Annotated in this window: 15 protein-coding genes; 7 read left to right on the plus strand and 8 right to left on the minus strand. The window is 56.9% G+C overall.

Features of this window, described 5'->3' with window-relative positions; all coding sequences use genetic code 11:
• Positions 1-136: 136 nt before the first annotated feature.
• From Q669_RS07345 to Q669_RS07355, 3 genes are all read right to left on the minus strand, one after another.
• Positions 137-1,861, minus strand: coding sequence for a diguanylate cyclase domain-containing protein (locus Q669_RS07345; protein WP_022991789.1), 1,725 nt, complete (start codon positions 1,859-1,861; stop codon positions 137-139).
• Positions 1,862-1,941: 80 nt separating this feature from the next.
• A complete protein-coding gene (locus Q669_RS07350) occupies positions 1,942-3,741 on the minus strand; it encodes a PHA/PHB synthase family protein (RefSeq protein WP_022991790.1) in 1,800 nt (599 codons plus the stop codon).
• 70 nt (positions 3,742-3,811) lie between these two features.
• Complete coding sequence (locus Q669_RS07355) at positions 3,812-4,168, minus strand: phasin family protein (protein WP_022991791.1); 357 nt, start codon at positions 4,166-4,168, stop codon at positions 3,812-3,814.
• A 145-nt stretch (positions 4,169-4,313) separates the two neighbouring features.
• Here Q669_RS07355 and Q669_RS07360 point away from each other — a divergent pair, with 145 nt between their 5' ends.
• The 6 genes from Q669_RS07360 to Q669_RS07385 all read left to right on the plus strand — a co-directional run bounded on the left by Q669_RS07360 (position 4,314) and on the right by Q669_RS07385 (position 10,949).
• On the plus strand, positions 4,314-4,634 hold the full coding sequence (locus Q669_RS07360) for a TraR/DksA family transcriptional regulator (RefSeq protein WP_022991792.1): 321 nt from the start codon (positions 4,314-4,316) through the stop codon (positions 4,632-4,634).
• A 30-nt stretch (positions 4,635-4,664) separates the two neighbouring features.
• Positions 4,665-6,128, plus strand: coding sequence for an SLC13 family permease (locus tag Q669_RS07365; RefSeq protein WP_022991793.1), 1,464 nt, complete (start codon positions 4,665-4,667; stop codon positions 6,126-6,128).
• A 188-nt stretch (positions 6,129-6,316) separates the two neighbouring features.
• Positions 6,317-7,117, plus strand: a complete 801-nt coding sequence (locus Q669_RS07370; RefSeq protein ID WP_011785280.1) for a C39 family peptidase — start codon at positions 6,317-6,319, stop codon at positions 7,115-7,117.
• A 55-nt stretch (positions 7,118-7,172) separates the two neighbouring features.
• The gene (locus tag Q669_RS07375) at positions 7,173-8,183 is read left to right on the plus strand and encodes a hypothetical protein (protein ID WP_022991794.1); all 1,011 of its coding nucleotides are present in this window, start codon (positions 7,173-7,175) and stop codon (positions 8,181-8,183) included.
• Positions 8,184-8,222: 39 nt separating this feature from the next.
• Positions 8,223-9,848, plus strand: a complete 1,626-nt coding sequence (locus tag Q669_RS07380) for an OmpP1/FadL family transporter (RefSeq protein WP_014421190.1) — start codon at positions 8,223-8,225, stop codon at positions 9,846-9,848.
• Between the two features lie 27 nt (positions 9,849-9,875).
• Entirely contained in the window at positions 9,876-10,949 is a 1,074-nt protein-coding gene (locus Q669_RS07385) for a MalM family protein (RefSeq protein ID WP_011785277.1), read from the plus strand.
• Positions 10,950-10,958: 9 nt separating this feature from the next.
• Here Q669_RS07385 and Q669_RS07390 read toward each other — a convergent pair whose 3' ends face one another.
• The 3 genes from Q669_RS07390 to Q669_RS07400 are packed head-to-tail and all read right to left on the minus strand — an operon-like array spanning position 10,959 to position 13,376.
• Entirely contained in the window at positions 10,959-11,993 is a 1,035-nt protein-coding gene (locus tag Q669_RS07390) for a polysaccharide deacetylase family protein (protein ID WP_011785276.1), read from the minus strand.
• 38 nt (positions 11,994-12,031) lie between these two features.
• The gene (locus tag Q669_RS07395) at positions 12,032-12,700 is read right to left on the minus strand and encodes a DNA-J related domain-containing protein (protein ID WP_227501065.1); all 669 of its coding nucleotides are present in this window, start codon (positions 12,698-12,700) and stop codon (positions 12,032-12,034) included.
• 19 nt (positions 12,701-12,719) lie between these two features.
• Positions 12,720-13,376, minus strand: coding sequence for a TetR/AcrR family transcriptional regulator (locus tag Q669_RS07400; protein ID WP_022991796.1), 657 nt, complete (start codon positions 13,374-13,376; stop codon positions 12,720-12,722).
• Positions 13,377-13,449: 73 nt separating this feature from the next.
• On the opposite strand from Q669_RS07400, the gene ttcA reads away from it, so the two are divergent.
• Positions 13,450-14,358: a tRNA 2-thiocytidine(32) synthetase TtcA gene (ttcA, locus tag Q669_RS07405; RefSeq protein ID WP_011785273.1), complete on the plus strand. Its 909-nt coding sequence runs from the start codon at positions 13,450-13,452 to the stop codon at positions 14,356-14,358.
• Between the two features lie 3 nt (positions 14,359-14,361).
• Here the strand turns inward: ttcA and Q669_RS07410 are convergent, their stop codons facing one another.
• Positions 14,362-15,051: a sulfite exporter TauE/SafE family protein gene (locus Q669_RS07410; protein ID WP_022991797.1), complete on the minus strand. Its 690-nt coding sequence runs from the start codon at positions 15,049-15,051 to the stop codon at positions 14,362-14,364.
• A gap of 11 nt (positions 15,052-15,062) precedes the next feature.
• A complete protein-coding gene (gene ccoS, locus Q669_RS07415) occupies positions 15,063-15,299 on the minus strand; it encodes a cbb3-type cytochrome oxidase assembly protein CcoS (protein WP_014421195.1) in 237 nt (78 codons plus the stop codon).
• Positions 15,300-15,320 lie beyond the last annotated feature (21 nt).

A 15,320-nucleotide genomic window follows, 5' to 3' on the forward strand; every position in this document is an offset into this window, starting at 1 on the left:
GATTGTTTATTGGGCAACTCAAGTGTCAGCGGATACTGCCCGGGCAACAATGGGACTAAAGTTGAAGTTCTGGTAACAATTTGTAGGGGCTTGATATAAAACAGTAAAGATGGGAGTTGGGAGGGGCGGCCAGAGTTCAGGCGCTCTGGCAGACTTCTGGGTTGAATACCTTGTAACGGTTCCGGCCATCCCGCTTGGCGCGATACATGGCAATGTCAGCGCCGTTGATCAGTTCCTGTACGGTCGTGCCATCTTCGGGATACAGACTGATGCCAATGCTTGAACCCACGTTTATCGGGTTGCCGTTGATCTGATAGGGCCGTTTGTTTGCTTCAATCAGCCTGTCGGCCACGGCAAACACGTCGGATAGCCGTTCCATCTCCGGTAACAGCACAATGAACTCGTCGCCCCCCAGTCGGGCGAGGGTGTCGTCTTCCCGCAGACAGTCTTTTACCCTGGCGGTGAACTGAAGCAGCAGGTCATCTCCGACAGCATGGCCCAGGGTGTCGTTCACTTCCTTGAAACGGTCCAGATCCATAAACATCACTGCAAGCAGCATTTCCTTGCGATGGGCATGGCGAATGGCGTGCTCCAGCCGGTCTTCCAGCAATCGTCGGTTTGGCACACCGGTGAGGGCATCGTAGTAGGCTAGCTGTCGGATCTGTTCCTCGTTCCTGCGATTTTGCGTGATATCCGTGAACAGGCCCGCGTAATGTGTGGTATTGCCGTCATCGTCGGTGATTGCCGTAATGGTCAGTAGTTCCAGATAAAGCTCACCGGTTTTTCGGCGATTCCAGATTTCTCCGCGCCAGTAGCCGTGGGTTTCCAGGGAATTCCACATGCGCCGGTAGAACTCGCTGTCGTGGCGCCCGGATGAAAGCAGATCCGGTGACCGACCGATGACCTCTTCGGCAGTATAACTGGTCAGTTGGGTGAATGCCGGGTTGACGAATTCAATGCAGACGTCTTTGTCGGTCACCATTATGCCTTCAAAAGACGATTCAATGACCCGCTCCGCCAGTTGCAGGGTTCGCCTCGATTTGGCCAGGGCCTGATCCCTTTGTTCGAGGGCTTCGCGAAGATCGTCCAGATACATCTGCTCAGCGCCGGTCAGCATGTCGTGGTAACCGATCAGGCCGGTAACCTCTCCAAGCTGATTGACCACGGCAAGATGGCGGATGCGATGATCTATCAGCAGATCGCGGGCGTGAATCAGCGGGTCTTCTTCGTTTACGGTGAGCAGAGGCCGGGTTGCCAATTCATTGACCAGGGTGTTGCTGGTGTGGCGTGCAATAAACCGGACCATATCCCGCTCGGTCAGAATCCCCAAACCTTCTTCGTCGCAATCGACCACCACCGCATCGGCATGATGGCGATGCATGTAACTGGCCACTTCCGCCAGAGACTGGTCGCCCCGAACCACCAGTGGCGGGCGCGGTACGGCCGCCCGCACTTCCCGCAGTCGCAAGTAGGGTTCCAGGCCCTGGTTGAGGGCCAGGTCGGTCTGGGACAGGATTCCGACCGGTTTGCCGCTACTGTTGGTCACCAGAAAATGGCGTTTTCCGGTATCGCGTAAACGAACCGCGGCTTCACCGGCATCGAGTGTCTCGGGTAAGGACAGCACAGGTGAGCTCATCACTGTACTTACCGGCTGTTGGAATGTTTCAGGGTCTGTAAAGTCGATCGCCAGGGCGTCATGCTCGGTCCAGATACCAACAACCGTTCCGCCGTCGGTAATCAAAATGGAACTGACCGAGGTTTCGGACATCCGGGCAGCCGCATCGGCAATGGTTGTGTCCAGCCCACACTGAAGCAGGACGCCCGTGTGCATAATGCGTGATATCGGAAGCGGCTGCCCCATGGGCACTCCTGTTATTCTTGGTCGGTCTGTTGCGAAGAATTCGGTAAAAGTGAACCTTCGCTCATTTATATTGAAGTCTATCAACCCCCGGCTTCCGATGCCTTAACTTTTACGTAGCTTCCAGGCGCGTCCTCAATCGCCTCAAGCGGGCCTTCCCCGGGCTGACGGGGCTGAACTTGCTCTCCCTCGAATGTCGCCAGCCATTCACGCCAGTGTGGCCACCAGGATCCAGGGTGATGTTCTGCGCTATCAAACCAGTCATCCGGCGAGCCTGGCAATTGGTTATTGGTCCAGTACCCGTATTTTTCCTTGTAAGGGGGATTAATGACCCCGGCAATATGGCCGGAACCGGACAGAACGAATCGCACATCGCCGCCGTAAACCCCGGCGCCCCGATAAGTCGTTTTCCATTTAGCGATATGGTCCTGGCGGGCGGAAAGGAAGAAGGAAGGTACCCTGATGGCGGAAAGATCAATGCTTTCACCCGCAATCGTCAGGGCATCCGGCTGCACCAGCCGGTTATGCAGGTACATTTCCCGAAGGTAGTAGCTGTGCATTCTGGCGGGGAGGTTGGTGCCGTCGGTATTCCAGTACAGCAGGTCGAACGCTTTGGGTTTCAGGCCTTTGAGATAGTTGTTGGTCCAGTACGACCAGAACAGATCGTTTTCCCGCAGCAGATTGAAGGTAAAGGCCATGGCCCGGCCATCCAGATAGCCTTTGCGCTCCATGGTGCGTTCGATGCCGCGGATTGAGTGATCGTTAATGAAAACGCCGATGCCGCCAGGGTCTGAAAAATCCAGCAGGGTGGTCAGATAGGTGGTGCTGACGATCGGGTTACGTTGCTTTTTCGCCAGCCAGGCCATCGTGGTTCCGAGCAGGGTGCCGCCAATGCAGTAGCCGATGGCATTCATCTGTTGCTCGCCGGTCGCTTCAGTGACGGCATCAATGGCAGCCAGCGGGCCTAACTCCATGTAGTCGTCCCAGCCCCTGTTTTTCTGGGCTGGCCCGGGATTCCGCCAGGAAACCACGAACACTGTCTGGCCCTGGTCTACCAGCCAGCGAATGAAGGAATTGCGTTCGGTGAGGTCGAGAATGTAGTACTTGTTGATCCAGGGAGGAACGATCAGAAGCGGGCGCTGGGCCACGGTTTCTGTTGTTGGCGAGTACTGGATCAATTGCATCAGTTCATTCTGGTACACCACTTTGCCGGGCGTTGTTGCCAGGTTGCCGCCCACCTCGAAGGCCGAACGGTCGGTCATGGCGACGTTGAACAGATTCGGGTTCTGCCGGATATCGTCTACCAGGTTGCGGGCCCCATCCACCAGATTCATGCCCTTGCGCTCCCAGGTTATCCTGAGGACTTCCGGATTGGTCAGCGGGTAGTTGGAAGGTGAAAGCGCGCTCGTCAACTGGCGGGCGTAGAACAGCATCTGGTCGCGACTCGGGCCGGGGAGCCCCTCCATACCTTCAACCCAGTTCAGGAAGGCGCGGGAGTTGATCAGATAGGCCTGCTGGAGCACATCAAAGGACAGATGCCGGTGCCAGTCCTCCGCCATGAAGCGCCGGTCGTCCGGGTCCGGTTCGGCGACCGGTTCCATCGGTTTGCCGGTGAGTCTGGTCAGGGTGTAGCGAGCCAGCCCCAGGTGTTTGCGGGCAAGATCGATTTCTGCACTGGCGAACCGGAGCGGGTGCAGCAGCAGATCCTCGGCCATGGTTCGATAGGCGTCCGAGATTTCGCTCAGCGTGGAGAGTTTGGTGTCCTCCATCATCCCGGTGTCGCCGAGCCATTTTTCCAGCTGTTGCTGGCCCTGGCGGACGTTGTCCTCGAAGGTTTTCACCAGATTAGTGGCGGTTTTGCTCACGAAATCCAGACCGAACATAGCGCTCTCCTGCCGCTGAATAAAAAACGGCCGGAATGGATACCATTCCGACCGGTTTTGCTCCTGCCTTTCAGGCTGCAGATTTGGAACCGCTGGCCTTGGCAGTTGGTGCCTTCTCTTTGGCCGGTTCGCTCGAATCCTGTTCAAAGGCTTTCTGTACCTGGTCACGGGTTTCGCTGAAGTAATCCTGCCAGGCTTTCCAGTCCTGGGTGAACTGGTCACTGAGGGATTTGAGGGTCTCTGCCTGGTCGGTGGTGAGTTGCTTCAACCCATCCAGATCGCGAACTTCGGCGACTTTTCGAGCCTGGTCCATGGCGACATCGGCATAACGACGAAACGCATTCATCTGCATTTCGGCGGCCTTGCTGAACTGCGTGAAAAGGGTTTCGTTGAGGCGGTTAGCCTTGTTGATCATATCCTGGTTCATTCGTTACAACTCCTTTGTAGTGATTGTCGGAATGGGTAGTTTAGCTCAGCTTCGATGACACGATTTTGACAGGCGTCAAACCGGCTTCCACCCTATCGCCTAGTCTATAGTTAATCTTATAACAGATAGATCCGGGAGGCATCCGATGGCAAACCGAAAATCCGAGCTGGAAACCCTGAAAGCAGACCTTGAAGCCAGGCTGTCCCGCTACCAGGCGCATCAGCGCAGGGAGACGGGGGCATTGGAAAAGGATTTCGAAGAGCAGGCGAGCCAGACCCAGAACGATGAGGTAGTGGATTCCCTGGAAGCGGAAACGCGGGTGGAACTCCAACAGATTGATCACGCCCTGGAGCGGATTGATCAGGGAATCGGCGACGAGTGCGAGCAGTGCGGTAATGACATTGACCCCAGGCGGCTTCAGGTATTGCCATATACCACGGTTTGTGTAGATTGCGCGGCAGACTGACAACCTCCACACAAACCTGCAGGATGAACAATGGCTGAAGTGCAACGCAACGACGGATCCCGTTCCGGGCTGCCCAAGAGTCAGGTTATTGGTCTGATTCTGGGTGCGGCGTTCCTTCTGGTAACGCTGATATTGCCAGCGCCAGGCTCCATGGGGGCTGAGGCCTGGGCGGCGTTGGGGCTGATGCTGTTGATGGCGACCTGGTGGTCTACCGAGGCCATCCCGATTCCGGCCACAGCACTGTTGCCCATTGTTCTGGTGCCGGCGCTTGGTCTCGGCACCATAGGACAGGCCACGGCACCTTATGCCAATCCGATCATCTTCCTGTTTCTTGGTGGGTTTACCCTGGGCCTGGCGATGCAGCGATGGAATCTGCATCGGCGTATTGCCTTGCTGACGCTCAAAGCCATGGGCGATCAGCCCAGGCGACAGATTGCCGGCTTCATGCTGGCGACGGCATTTTTGAGTATGTGGGTAAGTAATACCGCAACCGCCATCATGATGTTGCCAATTGGCCTGTCCGTGGTGGCGATGATGGACAACACGAATCCGGAGGGTGTTCGGAAATATGCAACGGCGCTGCTGTTGGCCATCGCCTACTCCGCGAGCATTGGCGGTATTGCGACTCTGATCGGGACCCCGCCCAATGCTTTGCTGGCGGCCTATCTGAGTGAAAACCGGGGTATCTCGGTGGGCTTTGCCCAGTGGATGGTGCTGGGTGTTCCGGTCACTCTGGTGATGTTGGTGCTGACCTGGTGGTGGCTGACCCGCCGGGATTTCGGCATTGGCCAGGCATCGGACAGCGGCCAGATGATTCGGGATGAGCTGGCCAAACTCGGGGCCATGAGCCGGGGAGAGCGTCTGGTGGCCGTGGTGTTTGTCATCACGGCAACGGCGTGGATTTTTCGCCCTCTGTTATCTGCCAGTCTGATGCCCTGGTTGAGTGACACCGGCATTGCGATCGCGGCAGCGATCGCCATGTTCCTTATCCCGGTGGATACCCGTGAACGCACCTTTGTTCTGGATTGGGATTCCGCCAACAAGTTGCCCTGGGGAGTACTTCTGCTCTTCGGCGGCGGCCTGGCCATGGCGGGGGTGATCAGTAGCTCCGGCCTTGCGGAATGGATTGCCGGCAGCCTGGGCGTGGCTGGCGCATTGCCAACCATCGTCATGATGGTAATTGTGGCCGCCGTGATTATCTTCCTCACCGAAGTGACCAGTAATACCGCCACTGCTGCGGCGTTCCTGCCATTGCTGGGAGCACTGGCCATGGCGCAGGATGTGTCACCGTTGCTACTGACGGTTCCTGCCGCGATTGCGGCCAGTTGCGCGTTTATGATGCCGGTGGCTACGCCGCCCAACGCGATTGTTTTCTCCAGCGGTCACATGCAGATTTCAGACATGATCAAAGCGGGCTTTGCCCTGAATCTGATGGGCATTGTGGTCGTCACTCTCATCACATACGGGTTGCTGGGGCTGGTGTTCTCGCTCTGATGCTCCCCGCCACTTCATGGCTTTGCCTCCGGTCTTGAACCAGTTCTCATACAGGTTCCCGGAGGCCCCTTCTGCAGCGACAGATTTGAGGCACAGTTATCTTTAAGCCCGTTACGATTTCGGTATCGTACGGTAACAACATGTAACCCGATAAGTTGCACGTCTAATAAAAACAGGGACTTTCCAAAATGCTGCTGGTGCTGGCCGGATCCATTCTCACGTTCACCATGGTGCAGGAAGCCACCGAGGTCGAGCCATTCGATCGTGGCACGATTGTTCTGGAACAGAAGGTGGATGCCAGCCCTGTCGAGCTTCGATGGGATACCCGGGTCGAACCCCTGGTAGAGCAGAAATTCCGCAATATCGTTCGGCAGGCTTACGACTATAGTTGCGGCAGTGCGGCCCTGACCACAGTGCTCAATTTTTATGTTGGACGGTCTCTGACTGAACGGCAGGTGATGGAAGGCTTGCTGCACTACGGCGAGAGCGAGCGCATCGTTGAACGCCGCGCTTTCTCGATGCTCGATATGAAACGGCTGGTTACGGCGCTGGGCTATCCCTCTGGTGGTTTCAAAGCGGAAATAGAAGACCTGATGGAGCTGGACCATCCAGCGATCGTTCCCATTGATCACGCAGGTTTCAAGCACTTTGTAGTGTTGAGAACCATCCGGGACGGCCGCGTGTATCTGGCTGACCCGGCGGTTGGCAACATTTCCTTCACGGTGGCGCAGTTTCAGGAAAAGTGGGACGACAACGTGCTGTTCATTGTCTTCCCGGGCAGTGACAAACCTCTGGATAATCTTGAGTTGAAAGAGGAAGACCTGCGCTTTGTGGATGACCAGACAATGACTCTGCTGGCCATGCAGCAGATTCCAGCGTTCCACGAGTCAACGGAGAGACGCATTCAGAACTTGCTGGAACGCCAGAAGAACAATCCGGACGGTAGCGTGGAAAATACCCGCAAACAGCTCCATTACCGTCGTCATTAATTTTCCCGGTTGTTTGATCGGGCAGGAATAAAACAAATAAAAGTAGGGAGTCAGGATGAATCGTTGGTTTGTGCGAGGTTTTATCCTTGTTTCCGCGGCTGGTCTGCTTCCGGGCATGGCCATGGCTCAGGAAGGGAATGTGGATCAGGCGCGGGAAGCACTGGCGCGTCAGGAAGGGGATGAGGATTCTACCAAACAGCTGGAGGAAGTGTTCCAGGCTGCCGAAAAGAACTACTCACTGCAGAAGAAGGGCACCCACTCCCTGAACTATTCGTTCGATTATTCCTATACCGGCGACCAACGGCTGGATCTGGCGATATCGAACGGCTCGGTGCGTAATCTGGACGTTGTTCCATCGGCCACCCATAACTTCACAAATGCCTTTTCCTACGATTACGGGTTACTGGATAACCTGACGATCGGCACCCGTGTTCCACTGGTGGTGAAGTACGACACCCAGGACGAGCTGAACGTATACGACTTCGGCGACATCTCCTTCACCGGACGTTGGCAGCCGTTTGCCTATGTGCCTGGCAAGATGTCGACCACCTTCTTTGGCACCCTGAACAGTAAAACCGGCGTCAGTCCCTACGAAATTGACATCAACGAGCAGTTGTCCACCGGCAGTGGCTATTACTCCGTGGGCGGTGGCCTGAGTATGTCGAAGGTACTGGACCCTGTCGTGGTCTTCGGTTCTGTCAGTGCGACCTACAATCTGACCGTCGACGGCCTGGAGCAGGTTCGGGGCGCCCGGTTGCTGGAAGAAGTCGAGCCGGGGTTTGGCCTGTCCGGGTCCCTGGGTTTTGCTTATTCGCTTTCCTATGACATCTCTCTCAGCGTGTCTGGCCAGCTCAGCTACAGCGACGAGACGGTGCTGACCTTCTCCAACGGTGACCAGGCCGTGGCCCAGGACCAGATGACTGGCTTCCTCAGTATGTCGCTGGGCACCCGTCTCAGTGACATGACCATTGTGAATACCAGCCTCGGGATCGGTTTGACGGAGGACGCGCCGGACTTCTCCCTGGGTGTATCCCTGCCCATCAATTTCTCTGGCCTCAAAGAGTGATTGAAGTCGAGGACGTTTCAAGGGAAGGGGAAGGATTTCATGGGACAAGCTAGTCACAAGCGACATCTTCTGGCCGCCGCCATGGTCGCAGGCGTATCCTGCGGGGCCCAGGCACAGATGACGCAGAACCTGACGATACATCCGAAGGCGCTGGCACTGGGTAACGCCGTTACAGCAGATCCCCCGGGGCTGATGGCCATTCACTATAATCCTGCGGGCCTGACCAAGCTCGACGGGCGCCAGCTTGAGGTGAACCTGCTTAGTATCTATCTGGATATTGATGCCGACTTCTATGCAGACGAAGATTACGAGATATTCGGAATCAGCGGGCTCGAAACAGACCCTTTAACCGGAAAGCAGCGCGACCCGATTGCGAACAGCAGTAGTCATACCAACAACGTGGCGCTTTATGTGCCGGGTTACGGCATTCTTCGTATGCCCCCTGGCCCTGCCGTTGCGCCATCAGCGGGTATCAGTATCAAGCCGCCGGGTTCGAAGCTGACGTTCGCCAACGCTTTTTATCTGCCGATGGCCGCAGGCTTCTACCGGGATAAAAACGACCCCGGTCGCTACCAGCCCCAGGCGGCCACCCTCCAGCGGACCACCTACCTGTCTCCCACCGTCGGCTATGAGATCAATGATGAATGGTCTGTCGGCGCGGGCATTCATCTCTCGCATTTCGGCTTCGCAGCGGACCAGTACATGCGGGCGCCAAACCTGCTGATGGGGGTGGCAGAGGTTCTGCAGGATGCCTTTAACTGTGAAAGCGGTGACGAGCCCCTGCAGCCCTGGCTTGCGTTGTGCGGCGGTAATGTCGGCCCCTGGGACGATATCGGGGCTATGAGCCTGAATCTGCAGGAAACCATCTCGCCCACCTACGCCCTGGGCGTTATGTGGGAGCCGACGGACTGGTTCCGCTGGGGGGCCAGTTATACCTCAGAAGCCGACATGAACCTCAAGGGGCAGTTCGAGATACAGTACACCGATGACTGGTCCGGATTCTGGCAGAGTGTGAATGGCTCTATTCTGGGCGCCATATCATCGGCCATTCTGAGCCTGCCCTCCGGCGCACCGCGGGAGGCGGGCAATGTCAGCATGGATCTGGTTTACCCGCAACATTTTCAGACCGGTATCAGCGTGGATGTTCATCCCAAGCTGACCGTGAACGCGGATGTGGGCTGGACGGATTTTGCCCAGTGGGATGCCTTCAATTTCCAGTTTGATCGTAACCTCGAGTTCCTGAACGCGGCACGCATTCTGTCGCCGGACAATGCCACCTCGGATACCCTGCGCTTGCCGTTGGGTTTCAAGAGCCAGTGGAACTGGGCTTTTGGTGTGGAGTTCCATGCATCATCTCGTCTGGATCTGCGGGCTGGGGTGGAAATCCGGGACTCGGTTATTCCGGACGACCAGCGCTCGATTATGGCGCCATTCGGGGGCGCGAACCTGTACAGTATTGGCATGGGGTACAAGTGGGACAAGGACACGGAAATTGATATGAACCTGTCGTATCTGCAATCGATTGAGACCATTCCGGCCGACACCAGTTGCAACGTGAACTGCGACAACATCACCAACATCATCTATAACCCCTATGCCGACCTCACCATCAAGACTTCCCTGCGGGTGGTGATGGCAGGCTTGAGTTTCCGAACCAAATTCTGATCCTGGCAGGGCTGACAGGGGGTTGTGATGGGACTTGGCCGATACCGTGGCCTACCGGGCTATATGTTTGCGCTCGTGTTGCTGGCAGGTTGCCAGACCGGAAGCAGCGGCGTTGCCGAGCGGGAAGGCTACTTTTCCTGGGTGGATGAGCAGGGCAGGGTGCGTTATTCCCGGATTCCCGACGCCCAGCGCGAAGACATTACCCCAAGTAAGCCGGATGCCAAGTCCGTCGCCATCTCAGGCGAAGCCACCGGGTCTGAGTCTTATCGGCCGACCTCTGGCAGCGACCGGGGCGCCGCCGCAAAGCTGGAAGAAAACCTCGAATACACCACCGAGAATTATCCGGATGGTGAGGAGCTGGCGAAAAAAGGGTTTATCCGGCCTGGCCAGCGGCAACCCTATTTCACATGGCGTGATGCCGACGGCATTGTCCGTGTCAGCTATTACACCCCGGATATGCGAACCGAAGAGCAGAAACAGGCGGATCAGGCGCCGGTCATGCTTAGCGATGCCAGCGTATACCTGCCGGTCACTGTAGATGACCATACGCCGGTTGAGGGCTATGATCCCGACGCCTTTGCCATACTGGGGATTGAGGAAACGGATTCGTTTTTCCGGGTATTTGCCGAAAGCTGTTGCCAGACCCTGCCAGCCCGGGATTTCCTGCAGTGGCAGGAAGGCCGTGAGTTTGGTGTTGATTTTGAGGAAGACACGCCCCGCCACCGTTTCAGTACGGGTGATTCGCCCTATCGGCTGATTGCCCTGCCATCCAGTACCTTTGTCCCCGGGTTTGTGATGCGGCTGCGTTCCTACGCCCACAATGGCGTGCTGGTACCAAGCCTGGCATTTCTCGACAAGGACTTTCAGCCCGTGCGGATTGTGACGGACCTGGTTATGAACTACGAACCGGAAAACTGGCGCCGTCGCGGGTATCTGGAAAGCTGGGTGCCGGCGTTTCCCGGCCAGGGCGAGCGCTGGCTGGTGGTATTCACCCGCCCGGAAGACCTGGCTGGGCAAACGGTGACGGAAGCGGGCGACACGCCCAAAGCGATTCCACACGTTGAAACCGGAGAAATTGGCATCACGACATTTGAGGAGTGATGGCGACCATCAGTCTTCCGGTGCGTCCAGATTCAACCACTGCTGGGACAGCCAGTAGAAGCTGCCGTTACCCGCCGGATGGGTACAGTTGTATCGGAACCGACGGCTGTTGATGGCTTTGGGTGCCTGCACCTCTATGCTATCTCCCACCACTTCAAAATTGATTCGACCGAGTCCGGACGCGAAACAGGTAAGCCGGGAGGGGCTGATGGCATCGGTGGGCGTAAACCTCAAACGCGGCGGATTCTGCTCGAACACCCCGTCGGGCAGGTCTTTGGCCGGTACCGGAAAAGCCTTGCTCATCAGTTTGTCTTTCAGACTGCCCAATTGGCCGTAGGCATTGGCCATGGGGAAACGGGGCAGACGGGTTTTACCTGAGTATTGTCCGATAGCTCCCGATTGTTGCCCGTATCCAAGCCAGCCTCTCTCGCTGAGCTTCTGTTCCAGGGCTTGATCGAATTCGCCGTAGGGATAGGCGAACAGAGGTTCCTCCACGCCAAGACGGTTCTTCAGCTCTTGCTGAGCCTCGTCCAGGCTGCTGGTAATCCGGTTTTCCCATGCCTCTTCGGGTTCACCCCGTCTGCGTGCCAGGTGAGCGTGATCCGTACTGTGATTGGCGATGGTCGACAGCTCGTTGTCTGCCATTGTGCGGAGTTGCTCCCAGGTCATGTAACCCTTGGCGCCCACTGCGTCAGTATTGACGAAGACAGTGTATGGAAGCCCGAGCCTGTCCAGTACCGGCGCAGCAAAGGTATGGACGGATTCATAGGCATCATCGAAAGTAATGGCCACTTCATTGGTGTCAGGGTGTTCGCCGGCCAGTGCCGCCCTGGTGCCGGCTTCCAGCGGCACCACGTCAAGGTCAAGATCCCGGATCATGTTCATCTGCGCCTCAAACAATGATCGGGACGTGCTGGTCGCCGGAGGTGTACTGTCATCCACGTGGTGATACTGCAGAACCACCAGGTCGGCCTGAGCCTGTGTTCCGGCCAGCAACAGGGCACTGATCAGGGGATACGCAATCAGTTTGTTTATTCGAAGCATGGTCTTGTTTCCTGACACACGGGATCTCGTAGGATGATTTAGGCGTAATGGGCTTTCAGAACCGAGAAGGCCTGATTCAGTTGTTGGATTTCTCCGGTATCACCGCCCCGGTCCGGGTGCGCACGCATCACGAGTTTACGGAAGCGCTTCTTGACGGTAGCGAACTGCCCCGGTAATTCATCGAAACCCAGCGTCCTGGCCGCCTCGGCGGCTTCCGAGTGCTCGGGCCGGGACAGGGTGTTGCCGGCCCAGAAGTTGTCCATCATTTCCTGAATGGCGGCTTCGGAGAGAAAGTACTGTGACAGATCCAGATAGAACTCACGCAGGGCGTCGGTAGAATCCGGCAGTGCCGTTGATTCGGTGCGCGTCACCATTTGCCCGATACTGAGCCGAAGCGGAGAGATATTCAGGCTCTCGCCCTCCAGGGCAATCTGATCGCGCAGACGGTAGAGTACGTGGAACAGCAGGAAGTGCACCGGGTACAGCCGATCGGGCTCGTGAAAGTCGACGGTGCCAATCAGGCTCCAGCGCTGGCCCTGCAAGGCCCGAATCAGCTCCAGCTCGGATAGCCCGGCTGGGCCTGCGGCCCGCAGCTCGTGCTCCACTGCAACCAACAGGTGCTGGACCTGTTGCTGTAGCCAGCTGCGCTCTTCACCACGGGCTTCGGGTGAGTCATCGAATCTCTGGTTATCTGCGGAGATGGTCATGGCCATCATGGTATGCCAGTCAGCCTTCGCTTGAAAGCCTGGTCAGGGCCGGGAAGCCGCCCAGAAACAGCTGGGTGGAAAACTCAGCCGCTGTTCTGGCTTCGTCCTGGGCGAGTTCCGGCTTCTGGTGTGCCCGCCTGGCCACCAGCATGCTGGTGTCGTAGGCCACGCCAAAAAACGCGGCGCAAAGATAGTCCGCATCGACTGCCGGCAGCAGCCCACGGGTCATGGCGTTGCGAACGTCTTCCTCAAGGGACAGCATGGTCAGGCCCAGAATATCTGAGCCGAACAGGTTTCTCAGGGCGCGCTGATTCTGATGGGCCAGTTCATACACCACCGGATCTTTCGCGGTGGCACTGTAGAGCGCCAGATAGGCACGGTAGACAAATTCCTGGGTTGAGGATGCAGATTGTCGCTGCTGGCTCATGTCGTTGTTGAGCGAGGTCAGGAAATCGCTGAGCAGGGCCGCGAAGATATCCTGTTTGCTGGAAAAGTAGTTGTAGAAGGTGCCGGCGGCGAGACCGGTTCTGCGGACAATGTCCCGAATGGTGGTGTTGTCGTAACCGTGTTCCTGAAAACAGTCTCTGGCCGCCCTGAGAATGGCATGACGATTTCGGATACGGTTGAGCGCGCGCTTGCCCGTGGCTTGTGGTGAAGTCAATTTCAACATATCCATGTTGCTATCCTGTCCCTGATGGTTTGTGGCGCGTATAATTGCCCGCTCACTTACCTCGTGAGCGTGAAAACGAATGCCCGAAGCAATGACTGCCAGCCCTGAAAAGACACCAGCTTCTGATTACGAACGTCGCCAGAAACTGGAGCTTAACAAATTGCAGAAACGTCTGCGCCGTGAAGTTGGGCAGGCGATTGCTGATTTCTCGATGATTGAAGCCGGAGACAAGGTGATGTGTTGTCTGTCCGGTGGCAAAGACTCCTACGCCATGCTGGATATTCTGCTCAATCTGCAGAAGAGCGCGCCGGTGCGTTTTGAGCTGATTGCCGTGAACCTGGACCAGAAACAACCGGGTTTCCCCGAGCATGTCCTGCCGGACTATCTTGAATCGATGGGTATTGAGTATCACATCATCGAGAAAGACACCTACAGTATTGTTAAGGAAAAAGTGCCTGAAGGGAAGACCACCTGCGGACTGTGTTCACGCCTGAGGCGGGGCATCCTCTACAATTTCGCCGAGGAGCATGGTGTGACCAAGATTGCCCTCGGCCATCACCGGGACGATCTGTTGGAAACCCTGTTCCTGAACATGTTCTACGGCGGCAAACTCAAATCCATGCCACCGGTGCTCCACAGCGACGATGGCCGCAACACGGTTATTCGTCCTTTGGCCTATGCCCGGGAGAAGGATATTGCCCGCTACGCGTCACTTCGGGAATTTCCGATCATTCCCTGCAATCTCTGTGGCTCCCAGGAAAACCTTCAGCGACAGGTCATCAAGGAAATGTTCCAGACATGGGACAAGCAGCATCCTGGCCGTCTGGAAACCATGTTCCGGGCCCTTTGCAATGTAGAGCCGTCGCACCTGGCCGATCCGGAATTATATGACTTCAGGGAAGGGCGGCGTCTTGGTGGCAAACGTCAGGCCGTTCAAACGGCCGAACCCCAGCAGGATTTTGGCAGGCTGGACGTGCTGAATCTCTGATCGTCAGTGATTCAGCAGGGCCTGGAAAGGCAGCGTCCAGAGGCCGAACAGGATTAACAGCAGGCCGCTGAGCTTGCGGAAGCTCTGGTTGCTTTTCAGGCCTCGTATCCAGTTGGCGGCGAAGCCCGTAGCCAACATCGATGGCAGGGTTCCCAGTCCGAAGAACATCATCGTGAGAGCGGCGCTGCTGACGGTTGGTTGAAGCGCCGCCCATCCCAGTGTGCTGTAAACAAGGCCGCAGGGTAGCCATCCCCACAAGGCGCCAAGGGCGAGGGCCTGGCTGCCATTGTGAACCGGCAGCAATTTGCGGGTAAGCGGCGACAGAAAGCGCCATGCCGGCGCCCCGACCCGTTCAACGTAGCGAATACCCTGCCACCATTGCCCCATGGACAGCCCCATCATAATCAGCAGCAATCCGGCCAGGGTCATCAGAGCCAATCCGGCACCATGCCACTGGCTGGCGGCACTGGTGCTGAGCAGGGCAATCAGGGTTGCGATCAGGGCGTAGCTGGCAATCCTGCCAAAATTGAATGCCAGCAAGAGCAGGGTCTGCCGAAAGCGGAAGCCCCGGCCTACCGGCAATGCCATGGACAGCGAGGCGCTGATGCCGCCACACATGCCCAGACAATGGGTACTACCGAGCAGTCCTATCAGGAAGGCACTGGGGTAGCTCAGATAGAGTTCAGGCTGCATCCGCTATCCTGTCAGCCCTTGTCGGTATCGGTATCGGTTTGCTCCGCGTCGTCTTTCTGGTCGTCAGGTTTCGACTCGTTACGGCGGGCTTCTCTGGGAATCATATCCTTGTCATCGTCGTAGAGAATGCGATGAGCGGGGCCGTCCATGTCATCGTACTGCCCGTTCTTGACGGCCCAGGAAAACAGAAGGACGCCCAGCGCCACCAGGATGAGCATAAGCGGAACCAGTATCATGACAATCTGCACGATAACCTCCTGTTCATAAGT

The sequence above is a fragment of the Marinobacter sp. C1S70 genome, from assembly GCF_000475355.1.
GTDB lineage: Bacteria > Pseudomonadota > Gammaproteobacteria > Pseudomonadales > Oleiphilaceae > Marinobacter > Marinobacter nauticus.